The 16569-nt window shown below is 66.3% G+C and carries 15 protein-coding genes; 8 read left to right on the top strand and 7 right to left on the bottom strand.

The genetic code is table 11. From position 1 onward, the window contains the following. Positions 1-161 precede the first annotated feature (161 nt). Positions 162-2114, bottom strand: a complete 1953-nt coding sequence (gene acs, locus L1892_RS02035; RefSeq protein WP_235721770.1) for an acetate--CoA ligase — start codon at positions 2112-2114, stop codon at positions 162-164. A gap of 196 nt (positions 2115-2310) precedes the next feature. On the opposite strand from acs, the gene L1892_RS02040 reads away from it, so the two are divergent. Further along, positions 2311-3066: a Fic family protein gene (locus tag L1892_RS02040; RefSeq protein WP_235721999.1), complete on the top strand. Its 756-nt coding sequence runs from the start codon at positions 2311-2313 to the stop codon at positions 3064-3066. A gap of 710 nt (positions 3067-3776) precedes the next feature. Here L1892_RS02040 and L1892_RS02050 read toward each other — a convergent pair. Then, positions 3777-4661 carry an HAD family hydrolase gene (locus L1892_RS02050; protein WP_287016586.1) on the bottom strand — a complete coding sequence of 295 codons (885 nt, stop codon included), beginning with the start codon at positions 4659-4661 and terminating at the stop codon, positions 3777-3779. Positions 4662-5018: 357 nt separating this feature from the next. On the opposite strand from L1892_RS02050, the gene L1892_RS02055 reads away from it, so the two are divergent. The 7 genes from L1892_RS02055 (at position 5019) to L1892_RS02080 (ending at position 11767) form a co-directional block, all read left to right on the top strand. Continuing rightward, a complete protein-coding gene (locus L1892_RS02055; RefSeq protein ID WP_372474950.1) occupies positions 5019-5963 on the top strand; it encodes an esterase/lipase family protein in 945 nt (314 codons plus the stop codon). Positions 5964-6053: 90 nt separating this feature from the next. After that, positions 6054-7115: a septum site-determining protein Ssd gene (gene ssd / locus L1892_RS02060; protein ID WP_235721771.1), complete on the top strand. Its 1062-nt coding sequence runs from the start codon at positions 6054-6056 to the stop codon at positions 7113-7115. Continuing rightward, entirely contained in the window at positions 7112-8281 is a 1170-nt protein-coding gene (locus L1892_RS02065) for a TadA family conjugal transfer-associated ATPase (RefSeq protein ID WP_235721772.1), read from the top strand. Before ssd ends, L1892_RS02065 begins: the two co-directional genes overlap by 4 nt. Then, positions 8278-9090 carry a type II secretion system F family protein gene (locus L1892_RS02070; RefSeq protein WP_235721773.1) on the top strand — a complete coding sequence of 271 codons (813 nt, stop codon included), beginning with the start codon at positions 8278-8280 and terminating at the stop codon, positions 9088-9090. The genes L1892_RS02065 and L1892_RS02070 overlap by 4 nt, the downstream gene beginning before the upstream one ends. Then, the gene (locus tag L1892_RS02075; RefSeq protein WP_235721774.1) at positions 9045-9716 is read left to right on the top strand and encodes a type II secretion system F family protein; all 672 of its coding nucleotides are present in this window, start codon (positions 9045-9047) and stop codon (positions 9714-9716) included. Before L1892_RS02070 ends, L1892_RS02075 begins: the two co-directional genes overlap by 46 nt. A gap of 137 nt (positions 9717-9853) precedes the next feature. Continuing rightward, positions 9854-9982 (top strand): hypothetical protein, encoded by a 129-nt coding sequence (locus tag L1892_RS24600; RefSeq protein ID WP_268899807.1) that lies wholly within the window; start codon positions 9854-9856, stop codon positions 9980-9982. A gap of 6 nt (positions 9983-9988) precedes the next feature. After that, entirely contained in the window at positions 9989-11767 is a 1779-nt protein-coding gene (locus tag L1892_RS02080) for a recombinase family protein (RefSeq protein ID WP_235721775.1), read from the top strand. On the opposite strand, the gene L1892_RS02085 is transcribed toward L1892_RS02080, so the two are convergent. The 5 genes from L1892_RS02085 to L1892_RS02105 form a co-directional block, all read right to left on the bottom strand. Continuing rightward, positions 11768-12370 carry a hypothetical protein gene (locus L1892_RS02085; protein ID WP_235721776.1) on the bottom strand — a complete coding sequence of 201 codons (603 nt, stop codon included), beginning with the start codon at positions 12368-12370 and terminating at the stop codon, positions 11768-11770. A 39-nt stretch (positions 12371-12409) separates the two neighbouring features. Next, positions 12410-13417, bottom strand: coding sequence for a hypothetical protein (locus L1892_RS02090; protein ID WP_235721777.1), 1008 nt, complete (start codon positions 13415-13417; stop codon positions 12410-12412). A gap of 227 nt (positions 13418-13644) precedes the next feature. Beyond that, the gene (locus tag L1892_RS02095; RefSeq protein WP_235721778.1) at positions 13645-14445 is read right to left on the bottom strand and encodes an ATP-binding protein; all 801 of its coding nucleotides are present in this window, start codon (positions 14443-14445) and stop codon (positions 13645-13647) included. A gap of 4 nt (positions 14446-14449) precedes the next feature. Beyond that, on the bottom strand, positions 14450-16105 hold the full coding sequence (gene istA / locus L1892_RS02100; RefSeq protein ID WP_235722002.1) for an IS21 family transposase: 1656 nt from the start codon (positions 16103-16105) through the stop codon (positions 14450-14452). Between the two features lie 13 nt (positions 16106-16118). After that, the gene (locus L1892_RS02105; RefSeq protein ID WP_235721779.1) at positions 16119-16526 is read right to left on the bottom strand and encodes a hypothetical protein; all 408 of its coding nucleotides are present in this window, start codon (positions 16524-16526) and stop codon (positions 16119-16121) included. Positions 16527-16569: the final 43 nt, after the last annotated feature.

Consider the following 16569-nt stretch of genomic DNA (forward strand, 5'->3'; position numbering starts at 1 on the left):
CGAGTGGGCGCCGCTTCTCGCCGAGTGGGTGCGCGTCAGAAAGACGCGCGCCCACTCAACGGAAAACGACGCCCACTCGACCGCCGTGCGGCGGCTTGGGTGCCTTGGGTGCGGCGCCGTGCGGCGGCTTGGGTGCCTTGGGTCGCCGCCGGGACGCCTGACTATGCGCGCTTTTGTCGGATGGCTTCGAAGACCGAGGGGTCGACGAGTGTGGAGGTGTCGCCGAGTTCGCGGCCTTCGGCGACGTCTTTGAGGAGGCGTCGCATGATCTTGCCGGAGCGGGTCTTGGGCAGTTCGGGGACGACGTTGATCTCGCGGGGTTTGGCGATGGGGGAGATCTCGATCGACACCTGTTCGCGCAATTCCTTGACCAATGCCTCGCCGGTGTTCTCCACGCCTTCACGCAGGATGACGAAGGCGACGATGCCCTGGCCGGTGGTCTCGTCGGCGGCGCCGATGACGGCGGCCTCGGCGACCCCGGCGTGTCCGACGAGTGCGCTTTCGACTTCGGCGGTGGAGATGCGGTGCCCGGAGATGTTCATGACGTCGTCGACGCGGCCGAGGACCCAGAGTGCGCCGTCGTCGTCGTAGCGGGCGCCGTCGCCGGCGAAGTACCACCCCTGCTCGGCGAAGCGCGACCAGTAGGTCTCGCGGAAGCGGTCCTCGTCACCCCAGATGCCGCGCAGCATCGACGGCCACGGCTGATCGAGTACCAGGTAGCCCTGCTCGCCGTGGCTGACCGGGTTGCCCTGGTCGTCGACGATGTTGGCGCTGATGCCGGGTAGTGGTTTCATCGCCGAGCCGGGTTTGGCCTCGGTCACGCCGGGCAGCGGTGAGATCATGATGGCGCCGGTCTCGGTCTGCCACCAGGTGTCCACGATGGGTGCGGTGTCACCGCCGATGACTTCGCGATACCACTTCCAGGCCTCGGGGTTGATCGGCTCGCCCACCGACCCGAGCAGCCGCACCGAGGACAGGTCGTGGGCGTCGGGGATCTCGCGGCCCCACTTCATGAAGGTGCGGATCAGCGTGGGCGCGATGTAGTAGATGGTGACGCCGTACTTCTCGATGATCTCGAAGTGGCGATGTTCGTTGGGGGAGTTGGGAGTTCCCTCGTAGACGACCTCGGTCGCGCCGTTGGACAGTGGCCCGTAGACGAGATAGGAGTGTCCGGTCACCCAGCCGATGTCCGCGCCGCACCAGAACACGTCGCGGCCTTCTTTGTGGTCGAACACGTTGTGGAAGGTGTAGGACGCCTGGGTGAGGTAGCCGCCCGACGAGTGCACGATGCCCTTGGGTTTGCCGGTGGTGCCGGAGGTGTAGAGCAAAAACAGCGGGTGTTCGGCGTCAAACGCCTCGGGGGAGTGGGTGGCCGACTGTTCGTCGACGGTGTCCTCCCACCAGACGTCGCGACCGTCGACCCAGGGCAGGTTCTCGTCGTGGTTGGTGCGGCGCACCACGAGCACCTTCTCGACGGACTTCGCGGCGTCGTCGCCGGAACCGAGTGCCTCGTCGACGGCGGCCTTGAGTGGGGCGGGCTTGCCGCGGCGGTACTGGCCGTCGGTGGTGATCACCAGTTTGGCCTCGGCGTCGTCGACGCGACTGCGTAGTGCGCCGGCGGAGAATCCGGCGAAGACCACCGAATGTGTCAGGCCGAGGCGTGCGCAGGCCAGCATCGAGATCAACGCCTCGGGCACCATCGGCATGTAGATCGCGACGCGGTCACCGGCGACCAGCCCGATCGCGGAGAAGTAGTTGGCGGCCTTGGACACCTCGTCCTGCAGCTGGGCGTAGGTGAGGTCGCGGGAGTCGCCCGGTTCGCCGACCCAGTGGATGGCGACGCGCTCACCCTTGCCCGCGGCGACGTGACGGTCCACACAGTTGACCGCGACGTTGAGTGTGCCGCCGACGAACCACTTCGCGAACGGCGCCCCCGACCAGTCCAGCACCTGATCGAAATCGGTGTCCCAGTCCAGGCGGCGGGCCTGCTCGGCCCAGAACTCCAGACGATCCGCGTCGGCGCGGTCATACATCTCGGCAGTGGCATTGGCCTGGGCGGCGAACTCCTTCGACGGCGGGTAGCCCTGCGCAGACGAAGTGGTGGCGGGAGACATCGGTCAGGTGTGCCTTTCACTCTCGACGACATTGGCGTGACGTGCGGTCATGCCGGTTTCTGATTGTGAGGGTAGTCACGTTGGAATCTCGTTGCAGGTGCCGATCGGCCGGACCAGCGCACATCCGCGACGAATGGTCCGGTGGACGCGACGAGCGGCACCCTCATTATGGTGGGAAGGCGTGAGTTCGGATCCGTTGGCAGCTGACCCGCTGGCACCGCTGTTGGAGTTACCCGGTGTCGTCGAGTCGGCCGATCGCGCACGTGACGCGCTCAGTGCCGTCCATCGACACCCGGCGAATCTGCGTGGTTGGGACAAGACCGCCACCGAGGCCTCGTGGCGCGCGGGTCGATCGTCTGCGGCCATCGACGGTGGCAGTGTGGAGCTGCGACGCGACGGTGACTTCGACGACCCGGTGCTGGCGGGGGCGATGCGAGTGGCCCAGGCCCTCGACGGTGACGCTCTCGAGCAACTCACCGCCGTCTTCCGTCGGGCGCCCGCCCAGGCCTTCGCCCGCCTGCACATGCTCGCCGCCGCCGGCCTCGTCGACGAACCGGACGAGCTCGGCCGACCCAGCGCGGCACCGGGCGTCGCGGCCCGGCTGGATCTGCTCGGCCAACTGGTGACCGGGGCCACCGCGGTCCCCGCGCCGGTTCTGGCCGCAGTCGTACACGGAGAGTTGTTGGGGCTGGCCGCTTTTCCGTCGGCCAACGGTGTGGTGGCGCGGGCCGCATCGCGTCTGGTGTGCACCTCGACGGGGTTGGACCCGCACAACCTCGGTGTCCCGGAGGTGACCTGGCTGCGGCGTGCCGATGAGTATCGGGCGTTGTCGACCCGCTTTGCCGAGGGCGACCCGGAGGGCGTGGGCGCCTGGATCGTGCTGTGCTGCGAGGCGCTCGAAGCAGGCGCGGGTGAGGCCCGATCCATCGCCGACGCCGCTCGCGCCGGCTGAGGCTCCGTTCGCGCCGGAGCGTTCTTCCCCGTATTCGCGTTCGTCCGACCGGAATACAGCGCGGTGGAACGGATTTCGGGTGGGAGGAACTGGAGCCGGGTAGTGACACAACGTCCCCCACAACGCACTGCGGGCGGGGGGCCCCCCCCCCCCCCCCCCCCCCGCCCCCCCCCCCCCCCCCCCCCCGCGCCCCCCCCCCCCCCCCCCCCCCCCCCCCCCCCCCCGCCCGCGTAGCACGGACCCAAGTTACCAAGCGTGCTTGGTGGGTTGTGGTACCGCCTCGGCGAGGGAAGGAGTGCCGATCGGTGCGCCCCGGTGTGAACCACGTGTGAATGACGGTGCCGTGCAATTGGATCGAGCTTATTCGGATCGATTCTTTCCGTCTGACGAACCTCTCGGTTCGCCTCGATCGGATCGATTCGTCCGGCTCGACAGGGATCCTTCGTGTCCCGGTCTACGGCCCGTTGGTGGTCACCGGCTTGCCCGTGTCGACCTACGATGTCGCAGGCGCACAACGCTTTTGCCTTATGCGGCGCGCTCCGCGTGGGTGCTTGCCGCCCGTGCTGGGAAGTGCTCGGCGTGGGGGTCCGTTCCTTCTCTTCCGGAGCGAACTTTGCCTTCCGAGATTCCGTAAAACCTTTTGTACACCGTGACCGCCATCACATCAAGGGTCTTTCGGACCAATATCCGATGGTGTCGTGGTGGCTCTCTCACACCACGTCGGTCGGCCGACCCGGGTGTCGTCGCGACGCGAATCCCGCCAAGCGTGCCGTCGCGACCGCGGCACCCACGGCCAGCGCGACCGCCGCCAGCGGCGATCCGAGGACCGTCCGGAGCCGCGCCGGCAACTGTCGCGAACGGCGCGACGCCGGTCGAGAGAACGTCAGGATCGGCCAGCCGGCGTCCCGGGCGTGCCGTCGCAGGTGTCGGTCGGGATTCACCACGTAGGGGTGACCGACCGCCGTGAGCATCGGGACATCGGTGATCGAGTCGGAGTACGCGTAGCAGGTGGAGAGGTCGTAGTCGTGCTGCTCGGCGAGTGCGATCATCGCCGTGGTCTTCGCCGCGCCGTAGAGGTAGACCTCGATCTCCCCGGTGTAATGGCCCTCCACGACCTCCATCTCGCTGGCGGCGACATGGTCGACACCGAGCATCGCGCCGATCGGCTCCACCATCTCGCGCCCCGACGCCGACACCAGCACCACATCGTCGCCGCGTGCGCGGTGGGTGGCGATCAACTCGGCCGCCTCGTCGAACACCAGCGGGTGGACCACCTCGTGCAGGGTCTCGGCGACGACGGCGCGCACCTGCGCGACATCCCACCCGCGGCACATGTCGGTGACGTGACGACGCAGCCGATCGATCTGCGTGTGGTCGGCCGCGGTCATCAGGAACAGCAACTGGGCCCAGCCGGATCGGATCACCGAGCGGCGGTCGATCAGTCCCGCGGCGAAAAAGGGGCGCGTGAAGGCGAGCACGCTGGATGTGGCGATCACCGTCTTGTCCAGATCGAAGAACGCTGCGCTACGACGTGTGGGGAGGACGGCATGGGCCGATCGGGCCTGGGGAGTGCTTGCCGACGAGGTGTCCGTCACCGGTTCAGGCTACGGCCCGATCGAGACCCCGGCCAGTGTCGATGCAACGTCGTTGCAGCGTGAAAGCGCAGGCAGCGATATTGAAATGTGACCTCGCCGGCCGGTTGTTTCTAGTTGCACAGGCCGAAATCCGATGTGTATAGTCGGCCTTAACCGGTTGATACCGGTGCCTTTCAGCCCGACCCCCCGGGGCTGAAACGCGATGACCCCGGCCTCCTCCCCCCCTGGCCGGGGTTGTCCTCTATCTAGGGCCCGTTACCCGGCGATCTGCCAAAACCGGGACACTTGACCAAGCAGTTGCTAGGTTCTCCCGCAGGTGCTGACGCGGGGGTGGTAGTCGAGGTGTCCACGAAACGAATGAACCGGTACGCGGTGCTGGTCGCGGTATTGGTGGCGACATGTGCGGTGGCGATGGTCGGGGTCGGCGCAGCCTCGGCCGCCCCCGAGCGGCCGCTGCCCGAGACCTACAGCTTCTTCGCCGGTATCCCTCCTGAGCTGGCTCATCCAGGCGGATCGTTGCCCGGATCGAATGACTTCGACTGTCGGCCCACACCACAGCACCCGCGGCCGGTGGTGCTGGTGCACGGCACCGGTGGTTCGCAGCAGACCAACTGGGGTGCCTACGTCGCGTTGCTGGCCAACCGCGGGTACTGCGTGTATGCCCTCACCTACGGGGCGATTCCCGGATCGCCCTGGCCGGTGTCGGCGATCGGCGGCATGACCCGGATGGAGCCGAGCGCAGCGCAATTGTCCCGGTTCGTCGACCGAGTCCTCGCTGCGACCGGCGCCCAGACCGTCGATCTCGTCGGCCATTCGCAAGGCACGTACATGCCGGCTTACTACCTCAAACGACTCGGCGGGGCGTCGAAGGTCACCAGGTACGTCTCGTTGGCGCCGCTGTGGCGTGGCTCGTTCGACGGTATTCCGTTCACCGAGATCACCCGGCAGCTGCTGCAGGGTGCGGATCTGCCGATCTGCGCGGCCTGCGGTCAGATGGCGGCGGGATCGCCGATGAACCGGGCGATCTGGAGTGGCGGCAGCCCGTATGTCGCGGGTGTGGACTACACGAACATCTCCACCCGCTACGACGAGTTCGTGGTGCCCTACACCAGCGGCCAGGTACCGGGCCGCTCCGGCGAGAGCGTCCGCAACATCGTCGTGCAGGACGGCTGCGAACAGGACCACAGCGATCACCTGGCGATCGCGGGGTCGCGCCGCACCGCCTACATGGTGCTCAATGCGCTCGACCCCGCGCATCCGGTTCGGGTGCCGTGTGAGTACGTGCCGCCGTTCACCGGTTGACCAATCCACAGGCCGGCAACGTATCCACAGATCTTCTCGCTTCCCGGGTGATCGGATCTGGGTCGCGTCGTCGTCGGTGACGATGTCGGGGTGACCGATGAACTCCTCACCCTGGTGGGCGCCGACCTGCACGACGAGGTCGCCCGGTGCGCAGCCGCCGCCGGCTACCGCATCCTGCCCGGGTCGACGTCGGAGTGTCGTCGAGAATGGTTGCGAGCCAGTGCGATCGCGGTGGACGGTCGTTCCGTCGAGGAGCTCAGCGGCCTGGCGCTGCCGCGGCGCGACGGGATCGTGATGGTCACCTCCGGCGAGCCGCCGGCGCAGACCTGGCGTGCGGCGATGAACCTCGGTGCCGAATACGCGGTGTCCCTGCCGGCCGAGGAATCCACCTTGGTGGGGCTGCTCACCGATTTCCGGGCTCCGCCCGCCGCGCCGGCCGCCGCCATCGCCGTGATCGGTGGACACGGTGGGGCAGGTGCCACCACCCTTGCCGCGGCCGTCGCGCTGGCGGCGACAGAGCTGGCACCGCGGGTGCTGCTGCTCGATGTCGACGATCTCGGCGCGGGTATCGACCTCGCGTTGGGCATCGAGAGTTGTGCCGGGCTGCGGTGGCAGGATCTGACCGTCACGGCAGGAGCTATGCGTGCCAGCGCATTACACGAAGCGCTACCCCACGTCGACGACCGGCTCTCGGTGCTCGCGCCCCGACCGGACAGCGCGGTGCCGGTCGCCGTCGAGCCGGTGCTGGCCGCGCTCGATGCCGGCCGAGCGGACGGGGACACGGTCATCGTCGACCTCCCGCGGGCGGGTGGGCCGGTGACCGATGCGGTGCTCGACACCGTCGACCTGGTCGTGGTGGTCACCACCGCCTCCGTGCCCGGCGCGGCATCGACGCGCCACGTCGCGACCCGGGTGCAGCGTCACGGGGTGTGGGCCGAACTGGCCGTGCGGGGACCGGCGCCGTCGGGTCTGCGGGCTGCACAGGTCGCCGCCACCGTCGGGTTGCCCTTGGTCGCCGCGTATCGCGCGGACCCGGGGTTGCCGGGGCGGATGGATGCCGGCAGATTGCGGATCACGCCTCGCAGCCCCCTCGGACGCGCCGCCCGCGCGGTCCATCGTGCCGCCGACCGCGTGGCGCGGGTGGCCGCATGACCGCACACGACGAGCTGCTCGACCGGGTGCGCGACCGGTTGGCCGCCGACGCGGCCGACCCGACGCCCGACGTCATCGCCGACGCGATCCGCGCCGAGTCGCGGGGCATGCTCGGCGACACCGATCTCCTTGCCGCTCTGCGATTTCTGCAGACCGAGCTGATCGGGGCCGGGCGTCTGGAGCAACTCCTGGTCGATCCTGATGTCGCCGACATCCTGGTCGCCGGCCCAGATAACGTCTGGATCGACCGCGGCCACGGCTTGCAGCGCACTGAGATCCGCTTCGACAGTGAGGACGCGGTGCGTCGTCTCGCCGGCCGGTTGGCGCTCAACGCCGGAAAACGACTCGACGATGCCCAACCATGGGTGGACGGGCAGCTCGTCGGCGTCGGCCGACGCGGACACACGGTGCGTCTGCACGCGGTGATCCCACCCGTCGCGCACGACGGCACCTGCATCTCACTGCGCGTTCTGCGCACTGCCACCCGCAACTTCGACGAACTCGTTTCGCTGGGCGCGATCCCCGACGACACGGTCCGACTCCTGCGTGACATCCTCGCCGCACGCCTGGCCTTCCTGATCGTCGGCGGCACCGGATCGGGTAAGACCACCCTGCTGGGGTCGCTGATCGGCGAGATGGCGCACACCGAGCGCATTCTCTGTGTGGAGGACGCGCTGGAACTGGACCCGCCGCATCCGCACATCGTGCGGCTGGTCGCCCGGACCGCGAACGTCGAAGGCGTCGGCGAGGTACCGGTTCGGGCCCTGGTTCGGCAGGCACTGCGGATGCGGCCGGACCGGATCGTGGTCGGTGAGGTGCGCGGCGCCGAGGTCATCGACCTGCTGACCGCGTTGAACACCGGACACGACGGATGCGCGGGCACGCTGCACGCGAACTCCACCGCCGAGGTGCCGGCGCGGATGGAGGCGCTCGCCGCGCTCGGCGGGATGGCCCGCGCCGCGTTGCACAGTCAGCTCGCGGCCGCGGTCCAGGTGGTCCTCGGCGTCGCACGCACACCGGGCGGTAGCCGCGGACTCGTCGAGATCGGGATGGTGGCGCCAGGCGACGACGGTCTGGTCCGCATTCGCCCGGTGTGGACCCGTGCCGGTGGATTCGGCGAGTCCGCCGGACGGCTCGACGAGCTCATCGGCAGCCGATCGCGGTGACCGCGCTGTACTTGGCGGTCGCGCTGGGGGTCGTGTGGTGGCCGGTCACCGGCACCGAGTCCCGGTTGCACCGTCTCCGGGACGCTGCGCGCAGGCGTTCGCCGATGCCGACGCCCGCAGTGCTGGTGTGCGCACTGCCGCTGGTGCTGACCGTTCTCGCCGGTGTCCCGGCCGGAGTGTCGTCGGCCGTGGTTGCAGCCGGTCTCATCTGGCAGTGGCAGCGCACCAGGCGGGTTCGGCGTCGCGACGGTGAGATCGCCGCCCTGCTGCTGGCGTTGTCGGTGATGATCGCCGAACTGTCGGTGGGTGCGCCGCCGGCCCGTGCGTGCACGGCCGCGGCGCGCGAACTGCGTTCGGCAGAGGGAGTTTCGGGGGCGGTGGCCGACGGGTTGGCCGCGATGTCCGGGCGGGCGGAGCTGGGCGGCGACGTCCTCGACACCGGGGCCGCCGGTCACCCGGATCGGGGTGATGCCGCGTCGTGGCGCCGAGTCGCGGTGGCGTGGCACTTGGCTGATCGACACGGTCTACCGATGATCGAGCTGTTGGAATCGGTGCGGTCGGACGTGCTCGAGCGTCGGCAGTTCGCGGCCCGCACCCACGCCGGCCTGGCCGGCCCGCGAGCGACCGCCGCGGTACTCGCCGGTTTGCCGGTGATCGGTGTGTTCCTCGGACAGCTGATGGGGGCGAACCCGCTGGCGGTGCTGTTGGGAGGAGGCCCCGGCGGCGTCCTGCTGATCGTCGGCACGGCCCTCTCGATGGCCGGATGGGTGTGGGCACAGCGCATCACCGAACGGGCGGCCCGACGTTGAGCGTCGCCGCCGCGCTGATCTCCACCCTGTTCGTGGCTGCCGCGGTCTGGTGCTGGCCTGGTCCGGACTGGGCGTTGCGGCGGGTCGCCGGGCAGCAACCCGCCGCGCGGCCGGTCCGGGCGAGTGATGCTCGCGATGACCCGTTCGGGGTCGCCGCGTCCCTGGACCTCTTCGCGGTGTGCCTGCGTGCCGGTCTTCCGGTCGGAGCAGCTGCGGCGGTTGTCGCCGATTCGGCGCCCCCGGGCCTGGCGCGACCGCTGTCGGTGACCGCCGAACTGCTGGCTCTCGGGGCCGATGCCGACCATGCCTGGCGCCGTAGTCGACCTGTGCCGGGGACCGATACCACCAAGGGCGCGCCAGGTCCGGGGGAAACCACCTCGGAACATTTCGACGCTGTGGCCACCCTGGCGCGGCGCTCGGCGCGAGCCGGATCGTCGCTGGCCGGCGGATTGACCGAACTCGCCGACGGTGTGCGCCGCGACGCCCACGACCAGGCCACTGCGGCCACCGAGCGAGCCGGTGTCGCGATCAGTGCCCCGCTGGGGCTGTGTTTTCTGCCGGCGTTCGTGTGCCTGGGCATCGTGCCCGTGGTCCTCGGTCTCGCCGGCTCCGTCCTGGGTGGGTGATGAGGCGATGGCGCACCGGTTCTCGTCACCGGGCGGGTGGTCCCCCGGGGTTTCTCCAAGTCCGATGGATCCAAATCGGGCTCTGGTGCGTCCAAAGAACCAGAGGACGCACCCGGCGTCCCAGGAGGGGCAACCTGATGACCGACAATATGTTTCGCCGACCCGTCGAGCGTCTTTCCGCGGAGGTGCTGCGGCTGATCACCGACGACGAGGGCATGAGTACTGCCGAGTACTCCGCAGTATCCAAATCATACCGCGTAGAATGACCCAGCATGAGGGGTAAAACACCAGTTCAGGAGCCTAAACGCGCGCTGATTGTCACGAGGCTGAGTCGCGTCACTGATGCCACGACTTCGCTAGAACGTCAGCGGGAGAAGTGCGAGGAGCGGTGTGTCGCGGAAGGCTACGAGGTCGTCGGTTACGCCGAGGATGGAGACACGAGCGGCAGCATTTCCCCTTTTGAGCGCAAAAGACTGGGCTCATGGCTGCGCCGACCGCACTCTTTCGATGTCATCATGTGCTGGAAGCTGGATCGGTTCACCAGGTCAGCGTCCGACTTCTGGCATTTCTGGGAATGGACCAAAAACCTCGCGACTGCGGAGAATCACCGGATCGAGCTTGTGACCGTCACAGACAAGATCGACACCACGACTGCAATGGGGCGGGGGTTCGCGGGCGTCATCGCCAGTCTCGGAGAAGCCGAACTGGAATCCATCTCAATCCGCAACCGAAATGCCTTCCGGTACAACTTCACTCGGGGCAAATGGCGCGGAGGCGTAGCGCCGTGGGGGTATGTGCCGGAGGTGATTGACGGCGAATGGCGGCTCGTCCAAGATCCTGCTCAATGCGCTGTGATCCGGGAAGTGGTGGATCGGGTCATGGCGGGCGAGGGGTTGAGTGCCATCGCGCGCGACCTCACGGCGCGGAAAGTGCCAACGGCAAAAGATGCCTTTTCCCTCCACCGGGGGCAACCCGCGCGTGGCTTCGAGTGGCACGTCAGCCCACTGCGCAGGGCGCTACGGTCGGAGACTCTGCGAGGTTGGGTCGTCACTAAAGGGGAGGTCATCCGCGACGCCTCAGGAAAGCCACGAGAGCGAGCCGAGCCGATTATCAAGGGCGGGGAATGGCGGCGGCTCCAAGCTCGGCTGGACGCGACTGCGAGGGCTAGCAATTCGCGGCAGCCGCAGTCTCTACTGACGGGGGCGATCCGATGCGCAGTGTGCGGGGATCCCATGTGGATCCTGCGCGGCGGAAGCGCAGGGAGAGTGGACCGATACCGGTGCAAGAGCGCCAATTCGGTTGCCCCCTGCGACAATCGGACAATCGTCGCGGGCGACGCCGATGAGATGTACCTCACGTATGTAGAACCAGTGATGGATCAGCGCGTAACGCGACGCGAATGGCGGAGCGGGGTCGATCGCCGCGATGATGTCGCCGACTTAGACGAGCAGATCACTGACCTGGTGAGGCTCCTTGGACGAGGAGAATACCGCGCGGGGACGATTGCGAGAGCCGCGCTAGACCAGAACATCTCGGCTCTAAGCGCCGAGCGAGATGAGTTAGCAGCGGAGCCCGTCGTTGAGGCGGGCTATGTCGAGGTCGAAGGCGAGGGGACGCTGCGGGACAAATGGGCGGAGTGGAGCCCCGAGGAGCGGAACCAGTGGGTGCGGACTGGTCCGATCCTTTTCATTGATGCTCGGGACCGCGACGATCTCGGCGTGCTGTGGGTCATGGGGTGGACTGCCGACGAACTAGGGGTAATGAGGAGAGCACCCGACGATGAGATGGAAGCGGAGCGCCTGAGATACATCACCGAGCGAAACTACAGGCTCGGGGAAGTACCCCTTGCTGACTTGGCGAGGGCATGGGGAGTACCCGAACGGGAGGCATGGTCGCGACTGCGATGGTCAGGATTTCGACCGTGGCAACACGAGCAGGGCGTCACTGATGACGCCTTGACGATAGATCACTACCGCGCCTACCCCGTAGAACGAAGCGGCTTACACGAGAATGATTGGCGTCGGTTCCGACACATCCAGGCTCCGATCTGATCAGCGGTCAGGTCGAAGCCTCCTCATCGGCTTATCAGTTCGATCCACAACCTGACCGTTCAGATTGTCGTCAACGTCGTGAACGGCGACGTACGCACTGTAAAGACGCGGGATCAGAATGATGAGCAACAGCAGAACGTAGGCGACGAGACCCACGACGATCGCGGCGATGATGCCATTGATTACCGGCAGATGCTTGTCGCCGAGTACCGTCGCCCCTACCGCGACGAATGTTGCTGTGAGCGCTATGAGCGCCGCTGTCAGCACATGAGCCACGCTCTCGTCTATCGCGTCCTTGTCGGTGCGATGCTCGATGTCATCCCGGTCATACCACTCGGTCAGTTTCAGCCGAAGCGTGGAGAGCTGTGTGAAAACCGTCAGTAGCGAGCCAGTCAGAAGTGAGAGAGCGGCGACCACGATTGCGGGCGACGACAAAGGAATTCTGAATCCTCCTACCGCGACAGCAGCAAGGACTGGGACGAGTATCAGAATGCAGCGCGCCGCCCTATCGGGGATGGGCTTGCCGCCTAAGTGCTCGCTCGGTTCGGAGAGCCCCTTCCAGTGCGCTGAGAGGACACTGCGAATGGAGAAGCGCTGACTCACAGACTCCTCCTCGGCGGATCGTGAGCTAGGCTCGGGACGCTACCAGCTAGACATGTCGATAGTAGCCCCGATGCTGCGCTGTATCCGCAGGACGGCGGCTTTGACTTCGGTACGGAACCGCTGGTCAGAGGGACGCTCGTTGTCGATCGGATAGACAAAAATCTCCGGAATTCGGCTCGGGCTGATCTGTTGACGACCCACAGCAGGAATGTCAACGACGACCCAACCGTCGTCAATGTCAAGCTCCTCGATGCCATGCCCAAGTATCTCACCGAGGTCTGACGCAAACTGGGCGTCAGCGTCTTCATCGGCTGCTTCGGCGACGATGGCGTCGCCAACGCGAGTCATCACGCTTTCAGACTGGTTGCTGAGGACCGCAGCCTCGATTCGAAACCTCTCGGTGTCTCTCCGGCGCGAGGCAGTTTCATGGCGCTGTACGAGAAATATGGTCTGAGCCTCGGCTTGTTGGAGATAGTTCTCAAGCAGACCGGGGTCCATCGCTGCGCGCGCGGTGACCTTGTGCCAGTCCTGGGAGTCCTGCGCAGGATCTGTCAGCGCATGCTCTTGAGCCCAACTCCGTGCCCACCTCACCAGGTATTTGCTCGGACAGGCTCGGGAGATCGCCTCAACCGCGAGCACTCCGCGAGTACCCGTGGAAGGCGGAAAGATGCCGATTCGGTAGCGGCGAGTTGGCGCAATGTCCGTAAGGTCCACCGCTACCCCAGAGTCGTCTGCGATGGGAAGCCCAACATCTTCATCTCGATGACGCCCGTAGCGAATCTCCAGGAAAATGCTCGGACCCAGAGCGTCGATGCGTTCGATCGTGAACACCGGGCGCGTCCGCCGCTCGGCGTCGGTTAGCGGTCTTGCATCTGGACCGAGTGGTAATCCGCGCTCGACAACAGTGCACTTTGCGGTGAGTAGCCTCAGCAGTTCAGCGGACCGGCTGAACTGCTGCCCATCCTTGTCGTACACCCACGGTTGCGGGGTGCGACCATCCCGACGAACAAGTTCGAGCTGAAACAACCGGAATCCGTAACTGGTCACCAACGACGCCCTTCAAATCCTCTAATAGTCCGAAGAAAGCAGACCACGCGAGCATTCAGCCGAGCGCCGACACGCCGGTGGGTCATCGCATTTCCGACATTTTGATTTGGCTGACTATCGAAGGATGGGTCCATGCCGGTTCGCCAGCGATGCGGCACCTACCGGTGTCATTTGCCACCGCTATGGGGCCACCTGGATTGCCACGAGCATGGGACCACCTTGGCGCGTTATTGAGGATGCTCTGCGGGGTTGGGTCGGTCAAGTCCGGGTCGGTGTCGTTGGCGGTAGGAGGGGCCCTCGATGACCAGGGTGTGCGCGCGTGAGGTGAGTCGGTCGATGGCCGATTGGGCGAGTAGCGCGTCGGCGGTCATGGTGAGCCATTCGGCGGGTTCTCGGTTGGATGTGACGATGGTGGTCTTGGTCTGCTGGTGGCGTTCGACGACGAGTTCGTAGAAGTCGTTGGTTTCGGTCGCGTCGAGGGCTCTGAGTGCGAAGTCGTCGATGATCAAGACGTCGATGGCGGTGATGCGGCGAAGTTCGGCGTCGACGCTGTTGTCGAGGCGGGCGGCTTTGAGTCGGTGGAACAGTTTGTCCGCCCGCGCGAACAACACTGTTTTGCGGCGGCCGATAGCCATGTGGCCCAACGAGTTTGCTAGATGTGTCTTGCCGACTCCGACGGGGCCGAGCAGGATTGCGGAGTGGCCGGCGTCGATGAACCGCAGGGTGGTGAGGTCCTCGAGCAGCGGACGGTCGTAGAGTAGATCGTCTGCCGCGCACCAGGTGTCGATCCGCATGCGGGGGTCGAGACCGGCTTTGGCTGATCGTCGGGCGGCGGAGCTGGATTCACGCCGTGAGACTTCATCGGCGAGCAATTGTTGCAGGAACGTCAGGTGCGAGGTTTTGTGTTGGCGGGCCAGGGCTGCGCGTTGGGGCAGGGTGTCGGCGAGGGCTCCGAGTTTGAGGGTTTTGAGCAGGCCGAGCATGTCGGCGCCGACAGGTTCGGGCACACTGTTGGTGGTTCGGGTCATCGGTTCACTCCTGAATGGTGTTGTCGGGGTTGGGAACAAGAGTCAACTGTGTTCTGTTGGTTGCGTATTCGGAGGGGTCACGGGCAAAGCGAGACGATTCCGACCCGGCGGCCACGGGCATGTCCGGGGTGGTGTTCTCGGTGGCCTGCTCAAGCATCGAGGCGATCTTGGGCACGGCGATGACATCGAACTCCAGGGCGGTGGCACAGGCAGCATCGACGGGTCCGGGCCCGTAGGTGCGCACCAGGCCGAGCAGGGTATACACCGCCCGCACCCGAGACCATGGGCGCGGGTCATCGACGATACGGGCCGCGTAGAGCCCGATATGGGGGCCGTGATGTTCGCAGGTGGATTGCAGCTTGCTGATGTTGCGCAGCGCGTAGGCAGCCTTGTCCGCGGGGTAGTCGTGGGGGTCGGTGCTCTGCCCGCCGGCGGGCTGGCGCGGGTGTTGCTTGACCAACTCGCCGCGGTGATAGAACTTCACCGCTTCGCTGTCCAGGCGCACATCCAGTGTCGAGCCGATCCAGGTTTCGGGCAGCGAGTACAGTGCTTTGCCGACCGAGGCGTGAAAGTCTCTGTGCACCTTGACCTGTTTGAAGATCGGTACGTCGTAGTCGGCCGGTATCGGTAACAGGTGGGTGCGTTCGTCGGTGTCGAACAGCACCGCCGGCGCGGCGGCGGTGGTGCCGTGAATCCGCAGTCCCGCAGTGCTCTGGCACCATGCCACCGCGGCGGCCTGGGCATCGGGCAGGCTCGAGAATCGCTCACCGGCCCAAAAGTTGTTCTGCACGTAGTGGATGGTGCGTTCCACCCGCGGTTTGTCGGTTGGTGTGGCGACTCGGGCGGTGTCGGTGACGAACCCGGCATGCTGGCCGTAGTCCAACCAGCCCCGAGACAACCTCGGATTGAGGATGTCGGCCTGGGTGACAATAGGTTTCATGTTGTCCGGAATGATCACAGCGAACACTCCGCCGAAGAACTCCCACGCCGCTGAACAGCCCTCGAGGATCGCTGACAGGGTTTGGGTATGCGTCAGCCACACGAACGTATGCCGCGAGTACACGGCGGTGAACACCAGCGCGAACACTTTGCGGCGCTTACCTGTTGACGCATCATCGAGCAGTCCGAGGTAACCGAAGTCGATCTGGCACTCCACCCCGGGATCCCCATCAGCCACCCGCACCGTGGTCGTGGTGCGTCGATACCCGCAGCACTCGGTCGCGAACCGCACCAGCGTCCGGTACGGGACCACACATCCCTGACGGGCGAGCAGGATGTGAATCTTGGTCACCGTCAACGGTTCTGGATTCTCCGGTGCCCCTCCCTTCACCCACTGCGTAATCTGTTCGGTGAACGGCACCAACGCTTCCCACGCCTGACCATGCCCATTCGGCCGCGCCGGACGCACCCCGGCCACCACCGCACCGAGCAACTCATCGGTCAGTGCCGCCGCGCCGGCCTCACGTGTCAACCCCGCCGCCTGCGCTGCCGCGATGTAGCGTCGCACCGTCTTCCTGTCGATACCCGCGCGCGCGGCGATCGTGCGCAGACCCGGCGCTGGTAACCCCACCGCCAGGCCCAACCACAACCGCAGGACTTCTCTGATCTCTTCCACTGCAACCTCCCGGTAGCCCATGCCGTTGGCCCCTTCCGTGAACATCGTCACGGCCGAGTCAACGGACAAATGAAGGGACCACCGACGCGACGCGCCGGTGGTCCCATAACTGGCAATCCAGGTGGTCCCATCCCCATGGCAAACAATCAGCCCAGGGTGGTCCCTTCACGGTGGCAAATGACAACCGGTCGACGTAACCGGACCGATCGGTCTGGATGAAGCACCAGCCGATCTGCCCAAGGTCGTAGTTGCAATCCGCGTCGGGGCGCAATTTCTCCCCACTGATCACGGCGGTCGCCTCAATGAAGTGCAGCGTTTCGCCCTCAGCGGCAGCAATCACCGATTCGAGCGTGGCACGCGTGACCACCGGAGTCGCCCATCCGTTCCACGGTCTCCCGTAGCGAACAGCTGTCCATACGTGTTCCGGCTCGAACCCGTCGATCGTGAATTCGTTGACGCGACACATACCTCTTAGCCTACGGGCACGATCTGACATTAGGCTCAAGGTC

It is taken from the genome of Gordonia tangerina, from assembly GCF_021556435.1.
Lineage (GTDB): Bacteria > Actinomycetota > Actinomycetes > Mycobacteriales > Mycobacteriaceae > Gordonia > Gordonia tangerina.

Coding starts and splice junctions, on each gene's coding strand:
- L1892_RS24600 (WP_268899807.1), top strand. CDS start 9,854: ATGACCGACAATATGTTTCGCCGACCCGTCGAGCGTCTTTCCGCGGAG.
- L1892_RS02075 (WP_235721774.1), top strand. CDS start 9,045: ATGGGTGTGGGCACAGCGCATCACCGAACGGGCGGCCCGACGTTGAGC.
- L1892_RS02095 (WP_235721778.1), bottom strand. CDS start 14,445: ATGACCCGAACCACCAACAGTGTGCCCGAACCTGTCGGCGCCGACATG.
- L1892_RS02105 (WP_235721779.1), bottom strand. CDS start 16,526: ATGTGTCGCGTCAACGAATTCACGATCGACGGGTTCGAGCCGGAACAC.
- acs (WP_235721770.1), bottom strand. CDS start 2,114: ATGTCTCCCGCCACCACTTCGTCTGCGCAGGGCTACCCGCCGTCGAAG.
- L1892_RS02065 (WP_235721772.1), top strand. CDS start 7,112: ATGACCGCACACGACGAGCTGCTCGACCGGGTGCGCGACCGGTTGGCC.
- istA (WP_235722002.1), bottom strand. CDS start 16,105: ATGTTCACGGAAGGGGCCAACGGCATGGGCTACCGGGAGGTTGCAGTG.
- L1892_RS02080 (WP_235721775.1), top strand. CDS start 9,989: ATGAGGGGTAAAACACCAGTTCAGGAGCCTAAACGCGCGCTGATTGTC.
- L1892_RS02055 (WP_372474950.1), top strand. CDS start 5,019: ATGAACCGGTACGCGGTGCTGGTCGCGGTATTGGTGGCGACATGTGCG.